Here is a 15,071-nt window from a genome sequence, read left to right as displayed (position 1 = left end):
GCTTCACCCGCCCGTGTGCCCATGGTGAAGCATAGGTCATGACTCGGGATTGATCCGCCCGCGCAGCTTCTTGGTGGCGGCGCGGGCGGCCTTTCCCTCCAGCCGCCGCTCGCGCGCGGCGCGCCCGGGCCTGGTCGGGCGGCGCGGCGGGGGCGGCGGCGCGGCGGCCTCGGCCAGCAGGGCGAGCAGCCGGGCCATCGCCTCCTCGCGGTTGCGCTCGCGCGTGCGGTGGCGCTGGGCGGTGATGACGAGCACGCCCTGCTTCGTCATGCGCCGCCCCGCCAGGGCGGCCAGGCGCTTCAGCACATCCTCGGGCAGCGCGTCCTGCGCCGCGTGCCAGCGGAGCTGCACCGCGGTCTCCAGCTTGTTCACGTTCTGCCCGCCCGGGCCCGAGGCGCGCAGGAAGCCCTCCTCGATCAGCGCGGGGTCGGGCGCGAGCATCACTGGCGGCGGATGCCCAGGTCTTCGAGCAGCGCGCGGTTCGCCTGGCTCTCGCCCAGGAAGCGCGCGCGGAACTCGGCGCCGGGGGCGAAGCTCGGCACGGCGTTCAGCCGCTCGGCGGCGCTGCGGAAGCCCTCGCTGGCCACCGCCCGCTCGCAGGCGCGCTCCAGCCGGGCGGCGATGGCGTCGGGCAGATCGGCCGGCGCGAGGAGGCCGCCATAGGTCGTGCCGCGCATGGGGATGCCGAGCTCGGCGATGCTCGGCACATCGGGCAGGGAGGGCATGCGCTGGCGATCGAGCACCGCGAGCACGCCGAGCCCCGTGGAGGCCGGGATGGTCGCGGCCTCGACGAAGGCCATGATGTCGCCCGCCAGCGCCGCCTGGGCCATGGGCCCCGCGCCGGTGTAGGGCACGAACAGGCCGCTCACGCCCGCCGCGCGCAGAAGCTGCGCCATCAGGATGTGCTGCGTGCTGCCGAGCCCGGGCGCGCCATAGACCAGCGCCTCGCGCCCCGTGCGCGCGTGGGCGATCATGCCCGCGAAGTCGCGGAAGGGCGCGTTGCGGCCGAGGATCACCACCTGCGGGTTGTCGTAGACGAGGCAGAGGTAGCGGAAGCCCTCGGCCGTGTAGGCCGTGCTCTGCAGGTGCGGCTGGGTGGTGATGGCGTTGTTGGGCGAGAGGCCGATGGTGTAGCCGTCCGGCCGGGCGCGGAACACCTCGGCGTTGCCGATGGCGCCCGCCGCGCCGCCGCGGTTCACCGCCACCACCGTGCCGCCGAGCGCGCGCGCGAGCTCGGCCTGGAGCGCGCGGGCCATCAGGTCCGTGTTGCCGCCGGGCGGGAAGGGGATGACGAGCTGGACGGGCCGCGTGGGATACTCCTGCGCCGCCGCCCAGGGCGGTGCGAGAAGCGCCGCGAGGGCGCAGAGAACGCGCAGCATGGGCATGGCCTTCCTCCCCGTGTTTCGGGGCAGGCTATCCCTTGCCCTCCAGCGACGGAAGCGCCGGCATCTCGTCCTTCAGCGCCACGCCGGTCGCGCCCAGCGCGCGCGCCGCGCCGAGCAGCCAATGCAGCTTCGCCGCCGCCTCCGCATGCGTGAGGCCGCCGGGGCGGATGTTGCTGATGCAGTTCCGCTCGGCGTCGGTGCGGCCGGGGCGAGGGGCCCAGGTGAGGTAGAGGCCCAGGCTGTCCTGCGCGGAGAGGCCGGGGCGCTCGCCGATCATGACCACCACCGCCTCGGCGCCCATGGCCTCGCCGATGGCGTCGCCCAGCGCCACGCGCGCCTGCAGCGCCACCACCACGGGCCAGGGGGCGGCGAAGGTGCGCAGCAGCGGCACGGCCTGGGCCTGCACGCCGGCGGCGCAAAGCCCGTCGGCCACGACGACGACCACGCCGCCCGTGCGCGGCAGCCGCGCCGCATCCTCCGCGCGGAGCCGCCGGCCGAGATCGGGGCGCAGCAGGTATTCGCGCCGGTCGCGCGCCGCGCTCTGCACCACGGGCGCGTCGAGGCCGAGCGCCTCGGGGCGGAGTTCGGACCACACCGCGTCGCGCGCCGCGGCGTGCGCCTCCTGGAAGTCGAGATGGGCGGCCGTGGGCAGCCCCGTGCCGGCACGGCCGAGGCCGACGCGGGCGGGGGTGAAGCGGCGGAGGTCGGCCCAGCGGGTGAGGCTCATGCGAGGCCGATCAGCGCCGGCGAGAGGCGCTCCGGGATCGCCTCGCCTGCGCCGATCCCCATCCGTTCCATCCAGGCCGCGAACTCCGGCGCCGGCGTCTTGCCGAGCAGCGCCCGCGCCGTGAGCCCGTCATGGAAGCTCGTCGACTGGTAGGCGAGCATCACGTCATCCGCCCCCGGCACGCCCATGATGTAGGTGACGCCCGCCACGGCCAGCGCGATCAGCAGCGCGTCCATGTCGTCCTGGTCCGCCTCCGCGTGGTTCGTGTAGCAGACGTCCACGCCCATCGGCAGGCCGAGCAGCTTGCCGCAGAAATGGTCCTCGAGCCCGGCGCGCAGGATCTGCTTGCCGTCGAAGAGGTATTCGGGGCCGATGAAGCCCACCACGCTGTTCACCAGCAGCGGGGCGAAGGCGCGCGCGACGGCATAGGCGCGGGCCTCCAGCGTCTGCTGGTCCACGCCGTGATGCGCCTCGGCCGAGAGCGCGCTGCCCTGGCCGGTCTCGAAATACATCACGTTCTCGCCGAGCGTGCCGCGTTTCAGCGCGAGCGCGGCCTCGCGCGCCTCGCGCAGCAGGGCGAGATCCACGCCGAAGCTGCGGTTCACGCCTTCCGTGCCGCCGATGGACTGGAAGACGAGATCGACCGGCGCGCCGCGCTCGATGACGCGCAGGCTGGTGGTGACGTGGCAGAGCACGCAGCTCTGGGTCGGGATCGCGAAGCGCTCGCGCACGGCCTCCAGCATCTCGAGCAGCGCCATCGCCTGCTCGACATTGTCGGTGGCCGGATTCACGCCGATCACCGCATCGCCCGCGCCGAGCAGCAGCCCATCCAGCACCGCCGCCGCCACGCCGCGCGGATCATCCGTCGGGTGGTTGGGCTGCAGGCGGATGGAGAGCGTGCCCGGCAGCCCGATCGTGTTGCGGAAGCGCGTGACGACGCGGCATTTCGCCGCGACCGAGACGAGATCCGCCACGCGCATGATCTTGGAGACGGCGGCCACCATCTCGGGCGTGAGCCCGGCGCGGATCGGCGGCAGCGCCTCGGGCGGCGCGGCGAGCAGCCAGTCGCGGAAGCCGCCCACGGTGAGGTGCGCGATGGGCGCGAAGGCCGCCGGATCGTGCCCATCGAGGATGAGGCGCGTCACCTCGTCCGCCTCGTAGGGGATGATGGCCTCGTTCAGGAAATGCCGCAGCGGCAGATCGGCCAGCGCGCGCTGCGCGGCCACGCGCTCGGCCGCGCTGGCAGCCGCCACGCCGGCCAGCGCATCGCCCGAGCGGAAGGGGGTGGCGCGCGCGAGCAGCGTGCGCAGGTCGTCGAAAACGTAGGTGGTGCCTGCGACGCTGTGCCGGAAAGCCATGCGCCCCCGCTGGACAGATGCCGGGACCGGACGGATGCTCCCCCGCGACCGGAGGATGTCCATGGATCGCCAGGCGATGGAAACCGCGCCCGATGCCGCGGCCGATTGGCCAGACCGCATCTACGCGCTGCTCAAGCGCCATTCAATCCGCCAGGTGGCCCTGGTGCCCGATGCGGGGCATGCGCGGCTGATCCGCCGCTGCCTGGCCGACAACGACCTGCGCGTGGTGACGCTGACCACCGAGGAGGAGGGAATCGCGCTGATGCAGGGCGCCTGGCTCGGCGGGCAGCGCGGCGTGCTGCTCATGCAGTCCTCCGGCGTGGGGAACTGCATCAACATGCTCTCGCTGGCGACGATCCATCGCTGCCCGATGCCGATGATCGTGACCATGCGCGGCGATTTCGGCGAGTTCAACCCGGCGCAGGTGCCCATGGGCCAGGCGACGCAGACGGTGCTGGAGGCGATGGGCACGCTGGTGCACCGCGCCGACCGCGCCGAGGATGTGGAGCCCACGGTGGAGGCCACGCTGAAGCTCGCCTTCCACACCTATCGCCCCGCGGCCACGCTGATCGGCCAGCGCGTGCTGGGCGCCAAGACATTCGGGAAGGACTGAGATGCGCGCGGCTTCCGGAAAGCTCGACCGGCGCGAACTGGTGCGCGCCCTGCTCGCCGATCGCGGCGAGCTGCTGGTGGTGGCGGGGCTCGGCGCGCCCGCCTGGGACATCACGGCGGTGGGCGACCACCCCTGCAACTTCCCGCTCTGGGGCGGGATGGGCGGGGCGGCGATGATCGGCCTCGGCCTCGCCCTGGCGCAGCCCGCGCGCCCGGTGCTGGTGATCACCGGCGATGGCGAGATGCTGATGGGCGTGGGCAGCCTGGCCAGCATCGCGCAGCAGGCGCCGCCCAACCTCGCCATCGTGGTGCAGGACAACGAGCACTACGGCGAGACGGGCATGCAGCAGACCGCGACCGCCCATGGCACGGACCTCGTGACCATGGCCGAGGGCGCGGGCATCAAGGCCACCATGCGCGTCACCGCGCCCGAGCAGGTGCCCGCCCTGGTGGCGGCCACGCGCGCCAAGGCGGGGCCCTTCTTCGCGGTGGCCAAGGTGGATGCGGCGAACCTCCCGCTCGTGCTGCCGCCGCGCGAGGGCGCGATCCTTCAGGCGCGGATGCGCGAGGCGCTGCTCGGCCCCGCCGCGCATCTGGCCTGAGGAAGCGCCGGAGGGCGCTCAGCGCCCCTCATGCGCGATGCGCCAGGGATGGGCGGGATAGCTGCCCAGCACCTTCACCTCGCGCGAGAAGAAGCGCAGCTCCTCCAGCGCGCGGAACAGCGGCGGATCGTCCGGGTGCCCGTCCACGTCGCAGAGGAACTGCGTGGCGGTGAAGGCGCCGTCGATCATGTAGCTCTCGAGCTTCGTCATGTTCACGCCGTTGGTGGCGAAGCCGCCCAGCGCCTTGTAGAGCGCGGCGGGCATGTTCCGCACGCGGAAGACGAAGGTGGTCACGGTGTGCGGCGTGCCCACGGGCGGCATGCGCCGCTCCCGCGCCATCACGTAGAAGCGCGTGGTGTTGTGCGGCGCGTCCTCGACGTTGCGGCGCAGGATCTGCAGCCCATAGACCTCGGCGGCGAGCTCGCTGGCGATGGCGGCGTCCTCGCTCGTGCCTTCGCGCGCGATCAGCTCCGCCGCGCCGGCCGTGTCGGCCTGGATCACGGGCTTGAGGTCCAGCTCCTTGATCACCTTCAGCACCTGGCCGAGCGCCATGGGGTGGCTGTGCGCCTTGCGGATGGTGGCGAGCGAGGCGCCGGGCCGGGCGAGGAGGCAATGCTCCACCCGCTCGAAATGCTCGCCCACCACGCTGAGGCCCGAATCGGGCAGCAGGCGGTGGATGTCGGGCACGCGGCCCGCCAGCGAGTTCTCGCAGGGCAGCATGGCGAGCTGCGCGCGCCCCTCGCGCACCGCGGCCATGGCGGCCTCGAAGGAGGGGCAGGGCAGGGTGGTCCAGCCCGGATAGGCGTGGCGGCAGGCGAGGTCCGAATAGGCGCCGGGGACGCCCTGGAAGGCGATGGTCTGGGTCATGGGGCTCCGATCAGGCGGCGGGCGCGGTCGAGGTCGGCGGGCGTGTCCACGCCGAAGGGGCCGTGCGGCACGCGCGCGGCGGCGATGCGCATGCCGGCCTCCAGCGCGCGAAGCTGCTCGAGCTTCTCGCGCCGCTCCAGCGGCGATTCCGGCAGCGCGACGAAGCGCGCCAGCGCGGTGCGGCGGAAGGCGTAGATGCCGATGTGGTGCCAGCGCGGCCCCTCGCCCCAGGGGATCGGGTTGCGGCTGAAATAGAGGGCGGGCGCCACCTCCTGCCCCTCGGCGAAGGCGCAGGCGGCCTTCACGAAGGAGGGGGTGTTGGCCTCCGCCTCATCGGCGATGGGGCAGACGAGCGTGGCGATGTCCACCCCCGGCTCGGCCAGGGGCCGGAGCACGGCGTGCAGCAGCTCGGGCGCCAGGGTGGGCACATCGCCCTGCAGGTTCACCACCACGTCGTGACGGGCCTCGGGGTCGAGCGCGGCGAGGGCGCGGAAGACGCGGTCCGTGCCGCTCGGCACGTCATCGGCGACCAGCACGGCGCGGCCGCCGGCGGCCTGCACGGCCGAGACGATCTCCGGCTCGCCGGCCGCGACGGCGACGGGGCCCACCCCGGCGCGCGCGGCGCGCTCCAGCACATGCACCACCATCGGCTTGCCACCGATGTCCGCCAGCGGCTTGCCGGGCAGTCGCGTCGCCGCCATGCGGGCCGGGATCACGATGATCGGATTCATGGGAAAGCGGCGTCCGGGCGGTTGATGCGGCGTCATGCCGCCTGTAAGGAAGGGCCCACGCATAGATCAGGGCCGGGCTCGGCGCAAAGGGCCGCGGCGCCGGGTCGTGAGCATGCAAGGTCGAGGAAGGGTGCGCCCGGCATGAGCCTGGAGTTCAACAAGATCGCCGCCTCCGTCCTGACGGCGGGCATCGCCTTCATGGGTGCGGGCATCTTCGCCGAGGTGCTGATCCACCCCAAGAAGCTCTCCCAGCCCGCGATCAGCCTCGGCGCGGCGCCGCAGCAGGCGGCCGCCCCCGCCGCCGCCGCCCCGGCCGCCCCGGCGGTGGAGCCCATCGCGCCCCTGCTCGCCAACGCGAGCGCGGACAACGGCCGCCAGCTCGCCCAGCGGCTCTGCGCCTCCTGCCACAGCTTCAACGAGGGCGGGCGCAACGCCGTCGGGCCCAATCTCTGGAACATCGTGGGCAGCGGCCACGCCCAGGTGGCGGGCTTCAACTACAGCGCCGCGAACCGCGCGCTGGCCGACAAGCCCTGGGATTTCGAGGCGCTCAACGCCTTCATCGCCGCCCCGGCGCGCGCCATGCCCGGCACGCGCATGGCCTTCGCCGGCCTCCCCAACCCGCAGCAGCGCGCGGACATCATCATGTTCCTGCGCTCCAACTCGCCGAACCCGGTTCCGCTGCCCTGACCCGGACGGCCCGCCGTGGCGGCTGACGGCGCGCGCCGCGTTCCTCCCGAGTTCGTCGCGGCGGCCGAGGCGGCCGCCGATCTGGCCGGCGCGGCCATCCGCCCCCTCTTCCGCTCGGCGCTGCTGGTCGAGGCGAAGGGCGACGCCTCGCCGGTGACGGAGGCGGACCGCGCGGCCGAGCGCGCGCTGCGCGCCTTCCTGGCGAAGCGTTTCCCCGGCCACGGCATCATGGGCGAGGAATACGGCACGGAGCGCGGCGAGGCCGAGTGGCTCTGGGTGCTCGATCCCATCGACGGCACGCGCGCCTTCCTCACCGGGCGGCCGCTCTTCGGCACGCTGATCGGCCTGCTGCACCGGGGCGTCCCGGTGCTGGGCCTCATCGACCAGCCGGTGACGGGCGAGCGCTGGCTCGGCGTGGCGGGCGAGGGGACGCGATTCGCCTCGCCGCTGGGCGGCGAGGCCCGGGTGCGCCCCTGCGCGCGGCTGGAGGAGGCGGAACTCGCCGTCACCTCGCCCGACATCTTCGACCCGCCGCGCATGGCGCGCTTCGAGCGGGTGCGCCGCGCCGCCCGCCGCGTCTCCTGGGGCGGGGACTGCTACGCCTATGGGCTGATCGCGCTGGGGCTGGTGGATGCGGTGGTGGAATCCACCCTCAAGCCCTGGGACTGGGCGGCGCTGGTGCCCGTGATCGAAGGCGCGGGCGGGCGCATGACCGATTGGGAGGGAAACCCCCTCACCCTCGCCAGCGCGGGCGATGTGGTGGCGGTGGGCGACGCCGCGCTGCTGCCCGACATCCTGGAGCGGCTGCGGGGCTGAGCCTCAGCGCGTACGGGCCGGCGCGGTGGTCCCGCCCCCGCCGCCGGGCAGGGAGCCCGCCGCCACCGCCGCCGCAGCGGCGAGCGGCAGGGCCATAAAGGCGGGGGCCGCCAGCCCCACAGGGGCGCCGAGCGGAATGGCGGAGAGGCCGATGGCCTGGCCGCCCCCGGCCTGGGCCATCATGGGCCGGGCCGGCAAGGGACGCGGCCGCCCCGCCCCGGATGGCGCGAGCGGCGGTCGGGGCGCGGGGCCGGCCCCGCGCGGGGGAACCACCACCTCCGCCCCCGCCGGCACGACGATCACGCCCTGCGCCGCCGCCGGTGCGGCGAGGAGTGGGAGCGCGAACAACCCGGCCAGCATGCAACGCATGGTGGCGATGTGCCCGATCTTCCCGCTCGGGATCAAGGGGGAATCGTCACGCCCGCAAAAGGGATCGGGCGGTGATCATCCGCATGATCTCGTTGGTGCCTTCCAGGATGCGGTGCACCCTGAGGTCGCGCACGATCTTCTCGACGCCGTATTCGTGCAGGTAGCCATAGCCGCCCAGAAGCTGCAGTGCCTCGTCCGCCACGCGGTGGCCGGTGTCGGTGACGAAGCGCTTGGCCATGGCGCAGGCGGCGGTGGCGTCGGGCGCGCCGGCGTCGAGCTTCGCGCAGGCGCGCCAGAGCAGGGCGCGCGCCGCCTCCAGCTCCGTCGCCATGTCCGCGAGGCGGAACTGGGTGGCCTGGAAATCGGCGATAGCGCGGCCGAAGGCCCGGCGCTCCTTCACATAGCAGAGCGCGATGTCGAGCGCCGCCTGCGCCCCGCCCAGCGAGCAGGCGGCGATGTTCAGCCGCCCCCCGTCCAGCCCCGCCATGGCGTAGCGGAAGCCCATCCCCTCCTCGCCCAGCAGCGCCGCGGCGGGCAGCCGCGCGTCCTGCAGGATCACCTGGCGCGTGGGCTGGGCGTTCCAGCCCATCTTCTTCTCGTTCGCGCCGAAGGAGAGGCCGGGCGTCCCTTTGGGGATGAGCAGCGCCGAAATCCCGTCCGCCCCCGGCCCCTCGGTGCGGACCATGGTGAGGTAGAGGTCGGCCGCGCCCGCGCCGCTGATGAACTGCTTGGTGCCGTTCAGCACCCAGCCCTCATTGTCCCGCGCCGCGCGGGTGGCGAGCGCGGCGGCGTCGCTGCCCGATCCCGGCTCGGTGAGGCAGTAGGCGGCGATCTTCTCCATGGCGAGCAGCGGCGGGAGCCACTCGGCCCGCTGCGCCGGGCTGCCCCAGCGGTCCAGCATCCAGGCCACCATGTTGTGGATGGAGAGGAAGGCGCTGACGGTGGGGCAGCCGGTGGCCAGCGCCTCGAAGACCACGGCGGCGTCGAGCCGTGTGAGCCCCGCGCCGCCGCTCTCCTCGCGCACATAGAGGCCGGCCATGCCCAGCGCCGCCGCCTCGCGCAGCACCTCCACGGGGAAATGCCGCTGCTCGTCCCAGGCCAGGGCGTGCGGCGCGATGCGCGCGCGGGCGAAGTCGAGGGCGGTCTCGCGCAGGGCGCGGGTGGTCTCGGGCAGCTCGAACATGGCGCGATGCTCAGCCCTGGGCGGCGGCCTTGTCCAGCGCCGCCCAGCGCGCCCGCACCCGGGCGAGGTTGGCCGCCTTCACCGGGCCGAAGCCCTTGATGCCGGCCGCCGCCTCGGCCCATTCCGCGGCGCGCGCGGGGTCGGCCAGGTGGCGGCGCACGCCCGCCATGAACTCCGCGGGCAGGGCGCGCTCGGTCCGGCGCTCCTCCGTCCAGCCGAAGGGGTCGAGCCAGGTGCCGCGCAGGATCTTCCCGTGCCGCAGCAGCCCCATGGCGCGCCACATCCAGGGGCCGAAGGCGCGTTTCGCCGGGCGCCCATCCGGGCCGGGCCTGGCGAGCAGGGGCGGGGCGAGGTGCATCTCGACGCGCCGCGCCCCGGTGAAGCGCCGCGCGAGCTCGGCCCGCCAGGCGGGGTCGGCGTGCAGCCGCGCCACCTCGTATTCGTCCTTGAAGGCCATGAGCCGATGGAGCTGGATGGCCACCGCCCGGTGCAGCCGCTCCGCTTCCGGTGCAGCGGACTGCACCTCGGCCAGGAAGGCGGCGTAGCGCCGGGCGTAGCGGGCGGACTGGTAGGCGGCGAGATCCTCCACCCGCCGGGCGATGAGGGCCGGCAGCGGCTCCGGCGCGGGCGGGGCCTCGGGGGCGGCGCGGCGGCCGGCCTCGAAGGCGGCCAGGTTGCGCTCCACCGCCGCGCCGTTCAGCGCGATGGCCTCGCGCAGGGCGGCGCGGCCCAGCGGGACCATCCCGCGCTGCCAGGCCGCGCCGAGCAGCCAGATGTTGAGGAAGATGAGGTCGCCGAAGTCGCGCTCCACCGCGCGCGCGGCGTCCAGCGCCACCACCTCGCGCGCCGCGGCGCGCAGGCTCTCCAGCATGGCCGGCGCGTCGAGCCGCGTCTCGGGGTCGAGCACGAAGGCCCCGGTGGGCGAGGGGGCGGCGGCCACCACCACCCGGGTGCGGCCGGGCGCCATCATGGGCCGGGCGGTGCGGCCCTGCGCGCCCACGAGATCGGCCGCGATCACCGCATCGGCGAGGCCCGGGCCGATGCGGGGGCTCGTCACCTCGCCGCCCGCCCGGCCGATGCGCATCTGCACATAGACCCCGCCCCCCTTCTGCGCGAGGCCGAGCATGTCGAGCGAGCGGACGGGCCGGCCCTCGATGTGCGCCGCCATGGCGAGGATGGCGCCCAGCGCCGTCACCCCCTGCCCGCCCACGCCGCAGAGCAGCAGGTTCCAGGCCTCGCCCGGCGCGGGCTCAGGCAGGGCGGGTTCGGGCGGTTCGGAGTCGAAGACCGGCAGGGGCGGGCTGGCGGGCGCCGCCCCCTCCAGCGTGAGGAAGGAGGGGCAGAAGCCCTGCAGGCAGGAGAGATCCTGGTTGCAGGCGGACTGGTCGATGCGCCGCTTGCGGCCCCATTCCGTCTCGATGGGCTCGATGGCGATGCAGTTGGAGGCGCGCGAGCAATCCCCGCAATCCTCGCAGACGCGGGGGTTGATCACGGCCCGGCGCAGCGCCTGGGGCGCCTGGGCGCGCTTGCGCTGGCGGCGGCGCTCGGTGGCGCATTGCTGGTCGTAGATCAGGACGGAGACGCCCGGTGTGGCGCGCAGTTCGCGCTGCACCGCGTCGAGCTCCGCGCGGGGGTGGAAGGTCACGCCGGGCGGGATCAGCGGGTCGCCCCGGTGGCGGTCGGGGTCGTCGGCGACGATGGCGATGCGCGCGGCGCCCTCGGCCGCCACCTGGGCGGCGATGCGCGGCACCGTGACCTCGCCCTCGGCGGGCTGGCCGCCGGTCATGGCCACCGCGCCGTTGACGAGGATCTTGTAGGTCATCGTGACCCCGGCGGCGATGGCCGCGCGGATCGCGAGGATGCCCGAATGCGCGTAGGTGCCATCGCCCATGTTGGCGAAGACGTGCGGCGTGTCGGTGAAGCGGTGCTGGCCGATCCAGGGCGCGCCCTCGCCGCCCATATGGGTGAAGAGGTCGCTCTCCCGGCCCATGTCCTTGGCGAGGTAGTGGCAGCCGATCCCGGCCAGGGCGCGGCTCCCCTCGGGCAGGCGCGTGGAGGTGTTGTGCGGGCAGCCCGGGCAGAAATAGGGCGTGCGCAGCGCGAGCGGCGCGCGGTCCGCCGCCGCCAGCGCCTCGAGCTCGGCGAGCCGCGCGGCCAGGCGCTCGGTGCGCAGCCCCTCGGGCAGGGTGGCGGCGAGGGCGCGGAGGATCTGGGCAGAATCGAGCTCCGCGAGGTCGGAGAGCAGGTCCTTGCCGCGGATCGCGGGGCGCTCGGGCAGGTCGTAGAGCGCCTCGCGGAGCTGGGATTCGAGGAAGGCGCGGCGGTCCTCCACCACCAGCAGCGTCTCGAGGCCGCGCGCGAACTCCCGCGCCGCCTCGCGGTCGAGCGGCCAGACGAGGCCGGGCTTCCAGATCGCGAGCCCCATCATCCGCGCGAGCTCGGGCGTGATGCCGGCCTCCTGCAGCGCCTGGCGCAGCGTGGACCAGGCCTTGCCGCGCACCGCGATGCCGAAGCGCGGGTGCGGCGCGCGCCAGGGCCGCTTGTCGAGCCCGTTCGCGCGGGCGAAGGCCAGCGCCGCGGGCAGCTTGAAGCGGCGCAGCCGCTCCTCGATGGCCAGCGCAGAGTCCTTCAGACGGATGTGCAGGCCCCCCTCGGGCATGGGAACGCCCTCCGGCGCGAGGCTGGCGTGGGCGGCGGGGTCCACCGTCAGGGTCATGGTCGCGTCCATGGTCTCCGCGACGCATTTCATCCCGACCCAGAGCCCCGCGAAGCGCGAGAGCGCGATGCCCTTCACGCCGAACTCCAGCACCTCGGCCACATCGGCGGGGTCGAGCAGCGGGATTTCGAGATCGGCGAAGCTGTGCTCGCAGCCGCTGGTGACGGTGGAGGATTTCGCCGCCGGATCATCCCCCGCCAGGGCCAGCACGCCGCCCAGCGGGGCCGTGCCCGCCCCGTTCGCGTGGCGCAGCACATCGCCCGCGCGGTCGAGCCCCGGCCCCTTGCCGTACCAGATGGCGAAGACGCCGGCGCGCGTCGCGCCCGGCGCGAGGTGGATCTGCTGCGTGCCCCAGCAGGCGGTGGCGGCCAGATCCTCGTTCAGCCCCGGCTCGAAATGGATGTCGGCGGCGGCGAGGCGGGCGCGCTGCCGCCACAGCTCGCGGTCATAGCCGCCGAGCGGCGAGCCGCGATAGCCGCTGATGAAGCCCGCCGTGGCGAGGCCCCGCTGCGCGTCCAGCGCGCGCACCAGCAGCGGCAGCCGCACCAGCGCCTGGGTGCCGGTGAGCAGGGTCTCGCGCCCCGCCGCCTCCCAGCGCTCCTCCAGCGTGGGTCCGGCCCGGACGATGCTGTTCATGGAACGCCTCCCCTGGCTGTTCGCGCTGGAAGGATGCCCCGGGGGATGCAAGAGTTCCTTCCACATTTTGTTGTGCGCTGCCGAAATCCCGGAAGGATCTTCCGTCATGGACGCGACCGACAAGCGCATCCTCCGCGCCCTGCACGCCGAGGCGCGGCTGACCAACGCCGAGCTGGCCGAGCGCGTGGGCCTCTCGCCCTCGCCCTGCTGGGCGCGGGTGCGCAAGCTCGAGCAGGCGGGGGTGATCCGCGGCTATCACGCCGCGCTCGACCAGGCGAAGCTCGGCCTGCCGGACACGGTGATCATCGAGGTGATGACCGAGAAGCACGACGAGGCGCAGCTCGCCGAGTTCGAATCCGCCATCGCCGCCATGCCGGAGGTGATCGAGGCCTGGCTCGTCACCGGGGAATACGACTATGTGATCAAGGCCGCGGTGGGCGGCACGGCGGGCTATGAGCGGCTGCTGCGCGAGAAGATCTACCGCCTGCCCGGCGTGCGCCACACGCGCACCGCCTTCGGCATCCGCTGCCTCAAGCAGAGCTACACGCCGCGCCCGGCGTGATCACAGCGTCAGCCCGCCATCCACCACGATGGTCTGGCCCGTCACCATCGCCGCGCCGGCGAGCAGGAAGACCATCACCTCCGCCAGATCCTCCGGCTCGCAGCGGCGCTTGAGCACGGCCTTCTCGATGGACTGCACGCGCTGCTCGTTGGTCCATTCCACCATCCAGGTGGAGTTCACGGCGCCGGGCGCGACGGCGTTCACCCGCACCTCCGGCCCCAGCCCGCGCGCGAGGTTCTTGGTGAGCGAGATCACCCCCGCCTTGGTCGCGCCATAGGCCATGGAGGAGCCGGGGGAGTTGATCCCCGCGATGGAGGCGACCGAGACGATGGCCCCGCCCGCGGCCTTGAGATGCGGCGCGGCGGCCTTGCTGCAGCGGAACACGCCGAGCAGGTTCACCTCGATCACCTCCCGCCACAGCTCCTCGGTGATGCGCTCGAGATCGGTGGGCGGGATGGCGCTGCGCGTGCCCGGCGTGCCCGCGTTGTTCACCAGATAGTCGAGCCGGCCGAGATCGCGCGCCGCCTGCTCCACCATGCGCGGCGCGTCGGTGGCGCAGGCCACGTCGCCGGGGGCGGAGAGCGCATCGCATCCCTCCGCGCGCAGCGCCTCCACCGCCTCCATCCCGCGCGGATCGTCGGGCAGGTGGTTGATCGCCACCCGGCAGCCTGAGCGCGCGAGAAGCCGCGCGGTGGCGAGCCCGATGCCCGAGGCGCCGCCGGTGACGAGCGCGGCCCTGCCCGAGAGGTCGTAGCGGATCACAGCGGGTTCTCCTTCATGCCGCGCCCGGCCATGGCGCCGATCTGCCGCAGCGCCTTCTTGAGCGCGATGAGCTTCGCGTCGCGCTCCTCGAAGAGCTGCTCGGGCGGCCGCCCGCCCCAGTCGTAGTAGCCGCGGCCGGCCATCACGCCCGTATCGCCGCGCGCCACCAGCGCATCGAGGCTCGCGCTCGCGCCCGTGTCGGGCGGGGGCGTGTACATGCGGTTGCGGAAGGCGTGCTGCAGCATGGGCAGCCCGGTGAAATCCGCCTTGGCCATGATGCCGAGGATGGCGAAGCGCAGCGCGATGCCGTGCAGCGCGCTGTCATCCACGTCCTGGGCGCTGGCATAGCCCTCGTCGATGAGGAACTGCACCTCGGCCTGGAAGGCGGCCTGGATGCGGTTTGCGATGTAGCCGGGGATGAACTTCCTGAGCACGATGGGCACCTTGCCCATCGCCTCCACCGCCTCCTTCACGGTGCGCAGCGCCTCGGGCTCGCAGTCGGGGCTGGCCACCAGGTCCACGAGGTCCACCAGATAGGGCGGCGTGTACCAGTGCGCGATGAGGGCGCGGCGCAGCCGGTGCTTCGGCATGAGCGGGAAGACGTCGAGGTAGCTCGTGTTGCTCGCCCAGATCGCCTCGGGAGGGGAGAGCGCATCGAGGCGCGCGTAGAGGTCGCGCTTCGCCTCGGGGTTCTCCACGATGGCCTCGACGATCAGCTCGGCGCCCTCCACCGTCTCGGCGAGATCGGCGTGGCGGGTGCAGGCCTGGGCGAGCTGCGCGCTGCCCCAGCCGCGCGGGGCCTCGTGCGCGGCCTCCAGCGTGGCGAGCGCCTTCTCCATCAGCCCCTGGGCGCGGGCGAGCGTCTCTGGGTTGCTGTCTGTGAGGCGCACGCGATGCCCGCCCATGGCGAAGACCAGCGCCAGCGCATGGCCCATGGTGCCCGCCCCCAGCACCGCGACGCGCAACTGTCGGCTCATGCCCTTCCTCCCTTCTGCCGCGCGGAGGGTGCGGCGCGGGGAGGGGGGCGTCAATCAGGCCGGGCGATGCCGCGCGGGATC

Annotated in this window: 16 protein-coding genes; 5 read left to right on the top strand and 11 right to left on the bottom strand. The window is 73.9% G+C overall.

From position 1 onward, the window contains the following. Positions 1-36: 36 nt before the first annotated feature. The 4 genes from arfB to H596_RS0113750 are packed head-to-tail and all read right to left on the bottom strand — an operon-like array spanning position 37 to position 3,470. Entirely contained in the window at positions 37-441 is a 405-nt protein-coding gene (arfB, locus tag H596_RS0113765; RefSeq protein WP_051213021.1) for an alternative ribosome rescue aminoacyl-tRNA hydrolase ArfB, read from the bottom strand. Next, a complete protein-coding gene (locus H596_RS0113760; RefSeq protein ID WP_027285381.1) occupies positions 441-1,385 on the bottom strand; it encodes a tripartite tricarboxylate transporter substrate binding protein in 945 nt (314 codons plus the stop codon). Before H596_RS0113760 ends, arfB begins: the two co-directional genes overlap by 1 nt. Positions 1,386-1,413: 28 nt before the next feature. Beyond that, positions 1,414-2,112 (bottom strand): ethanolamine ammonia-lyase subunit EutC, encoded by a 699-nt coding sequence (eutC, locus tag H596_RS0113755; RefSeq protein ID WP_027285380.1) that lies wholly within the window; start codon positions 2,110-2,112, stop codon positions 1,414-1,416. Further along, positions 2,109-3,470: an ethanolamine ammonia-lyase subunit EutB gene (locus H596_RS0113750; RefSeq protein ID WP_027285379.1), complete on the bottom strand. Its 1,362-nt coding sequence runs from the start codon at positions 3,468-3,470 to the stop codon at positions 2,109-2,111. Before H596_RS0113750 ends, eutC begins: the two co-directional genes overlap by 4 nt. A gap of 61 nt (positions 3,471-3,531) precedes the next feature. On the opposite strand from H596_RS0113750, the gene H596_RS0113745 reads away from it, so the two are divergent. Continuing rightward, a complete protein-coding gene (locus H596_RS0113745) occupies positions 3,532-4,083 on the top strand; it encodes a thiamine pyrophosphate-binding protein (RefSeq protein WP_156910123.1) in 552 nt (183 codons plus the stop codon). Between the two features lies 1 nt (position 4,084). Continuing rightward, positions 4,085-4,684, top strand: a complete 600-nt coding sequence (locus H596_RS0113740; protein ID WP_027285377.1) for a thiamine pyrophosphate-dependent enzyme — start codon at positions 4,085-4,087, stop codon at positions 4,682-4,684. An 18-nt stretch (positions 4,685-4,702) separates the two neighbouring features. On the opposite strand, the gene H596_RS0113735 is transcribed toward H596_RS0113740, so the two are convergent. Further along, positions 4,703-5,551: a prephenate dehydratase gene (locus H596_RS0113735; RefSeq protein ID WP_027285376.1), complete on the bottom strand. Its 849-nt coding sequence runs from the start codon at positions 5,549-5,551 to the stop codon at positions 4,703-4,705. Next, positions 5,548-6,282 carry a 3-deoxy-manno-octulosonate cytidylyltransferase gene (locus H596_RS0113730; RefSeq protein ID WP_027285375.1) on the bottom strand — a complete coding sequence of 245 codons (735 nt, stop codon included), beginning with the start codon at positions 6,280-6,282 and terminating at the stop codon, positions 5,548-5,550. Before H596_RS0113730 ends, H596_RS0113735 begins: the two co-directional genes overlap by 4 nt. A gap of 141 nt (positions 6,283-6,423) precedes the next feature. Between H596_RS0113730 and H596_RS0113725 the strand changes: the two genes are divergently transcribed. Both H596_RS0113725 and hisN read left to right on the top strand, forming a co-directional pair. Further along, positions 6,424-6,969, top strand: a complete 546-nt coding sequence (locus H596_RS0113725) for a c-type cytochrome (RefSeq protein WP_027285374.1) — start codon at positions 6,424-6,426, stop codon at positions 6,967-6,969. A gap of 15 nt (positions 6,970-6,984) precedes the next feature. Next, positions 6,985-7,785 carry a histidinol-phosphatase gene (hisN, locus tag H596_RS0113720; RefSeq protein ID WP_027285373.1) on the top strand — a complete coding sequence of 267 codons (801 nt, stop codon included), beginning with the start codon at positions 6,985-6,987 and terminating at the stop codon, positions 7,783-7,785. A 3-nt stretch (positions 7,786-7,788) separates the two neighbouring features. Here hisN and H596_RS0113715 read toward each other — a convergent pair whose 3' ends face one another. From H596_RS0113715 to H596_RS0113705, 3 genes are all read right to left on the bottom strand, one after another. Continuing rightward, on the bottom strand, positions 7,789-8,133 hold the full coding sequence (locus H596_RS0113715; protein ID WP_156910122.1) for a hypothetical protein: 345 nt from the start codon (positions 8,131-8,133) through the stop codon (positions 7,789-7,791). 67 nt (positions 8,134-8,200) lie between these two features. After that, entirely contained in the window at positions 8,201-9,337 is a 1,137-nt protein-coding gene (locus H596_RS0113710; RefSeq protein ID WP_027285371.1) for an acyl-CoA dehydrogenase family protein, read from the bottom strand. A 10-nt stretch (positions 9,338-9,347) separates the two neighbouring features. Beyond that, entirely contained in the window at positions 9,348-12,689 is a 3,342-nt protein-coding gene (locus H596_RS0113705; protein ID WP_027285370.1) for an indolepyruvate ferredoxin oxidoreductase family protein, read from the bottom strand. A 106-nt stretch (positions 12,690-12,795) separates the two neighbouring features. Here H596_RS0113705 and H596_RS0113700 point away from each other — a divergent pair, with 106 nt between their 5' ends. Next, entirely contained in the window at positions 12,796-13,251 is a 456-nt protein-coding gene (locus tag H596_RS0113700) for an Lrp/AsnC family transcriptional regulator (protein WP_027285369.1), read from the top strand. On the opposite strand, the gene H596_RS0113695 is transcribed toward H596_RS0113700, so the two are convergent. Then, positions 13,252-14,013: an SDR family NAD(P)-dependent oxidoreductase gene (locus tag H596_RS0113695; RefSeq protein WP_027285368.1), complete on the bottom strand. Its 762-nt coding sequence runs from the start codon at positions 14,011-14,013 to the stop codon at positions 13,252-13,254. Further along, positions 14,010-14,990 carry a 3-hydroxyacyl-CoA dehydrogenase family protein gene (locus H596_RS0113690; protein ID WP_037301457.1) on the bottom strand — a complete coding sequence of 327 codons (981 nt, stop codon included), beginning with the start codon at positions 14,988-14,990 and terminating at the stop codon, positions 14,010-14,012. Before H596_RS0113690 ends, H596_RS0113695 begins: the two co-directional genes overlap by 4 nt. Between the last annotated feature and the right edge of the window lie 81 nt (positions 14,991-15,071).

Origin of the sequence: Rubritepida flocculans DSM 14296 (assembly GCF_000425365.1) — a bacterium.
Taxonomy (GTDB): Bacteria; Pseudomonadota; Alphaproteobacteria; order Acetobacterales; family Acetobacteraceae; genus Roseococcus; species Roseococcus flocculans.
This window is presented reverse-complemented; position numbering and strand designations above follow the sequence as displayed.

Coding starts and splice junctions, on each gene's coding strand:
- H596_RS0113710 (WP_027285371.1), bottom strand. CDS start 9,337: ATGTTCGAGCTGCCCGAGACCACCCGCGCCCTGCGCGAGACCGCCCTC.
- H596_RS0113735 (WP_027285376.1), bottom strand. CDS start 5,551: ATGACCCAGACCATCGCCTTCCAGGGCGTCCCCGGCGCCTATTCGGAC.
- H596_RS0113690 (WP_037301457.1), bottom strand. CDS start 14,990: ATGAGCCGACAGTTGCGCGTCGCGGTGCTGGGGGCGGGCACCATGGGC.
- H596_RS0113725 (WP_027285374.1), top strand. CDS start 6,424: ATGAGCCTGGAGTTCAACAAGATCGCCGCCTCCGTCCTGACGGCGGGC.
- H596_RS0113760 (WP_027285381.1), bottom strand. CDS start 1,385: ATGCCCATGCTGCGCGTTCTCTGCGCCCTCGCGGCGCTTCTCGCACCG.
- eutC (WP_027285380.1), bottom strand. CDS start 2,112: ATGAGCCTCACCCGCTGGGCCGACCTCCGCCGCTTCACCCCCGCCCGC.
- H596_RS0113745 (WP_156910123.1), top strand. CDS start 3,532: ATGGATCGCCAGGCGATGGAAACCGCGCCCGATGCCGCGGCCGATTGG.
- H596_RS0113730 (WP_027285375.1), bottom strand. CDS start 6,282: ATGAATCCGATCATCGTGATCCCGGCCCGCATGGCGGCGACGCGACTG.
- arfB (WP_051213021.1), bottom strand. CDS start 441: ATGCTCGCGCCCGACCCCGCGCTGATCGAGGAGGGCTTCCTGCGCGCC.
- H596_RS0113705 (WP_027285370.1), bottom strand. CDS start 12,689: ATGAACAGCATCGTCCGGGCCGGACCCACGCTGGAGGAGCGCTGGGAG.
- H596_RS0113700 (WP_027285369.1), top strand. CDS start 12,796: ATGGACGCGACCGACAAGCGCATCCTCCGCGCCCTGCACGCCGAGGCG.
- H596_RS0113750 (WP_027285379.1), bottom strand. CDS start 3,470: ATGGCTTTCCGGCACAGCGTCGCAGGCACCACCTACGTTTTCGACGAC.
- H596_RS0113740 (WP_027285377.1), top strand. CDS start 4,085: ATGCGCGCGGCTTCCGGAAAGCTCGACCGGCGCGAACTGGTGCGCGCC.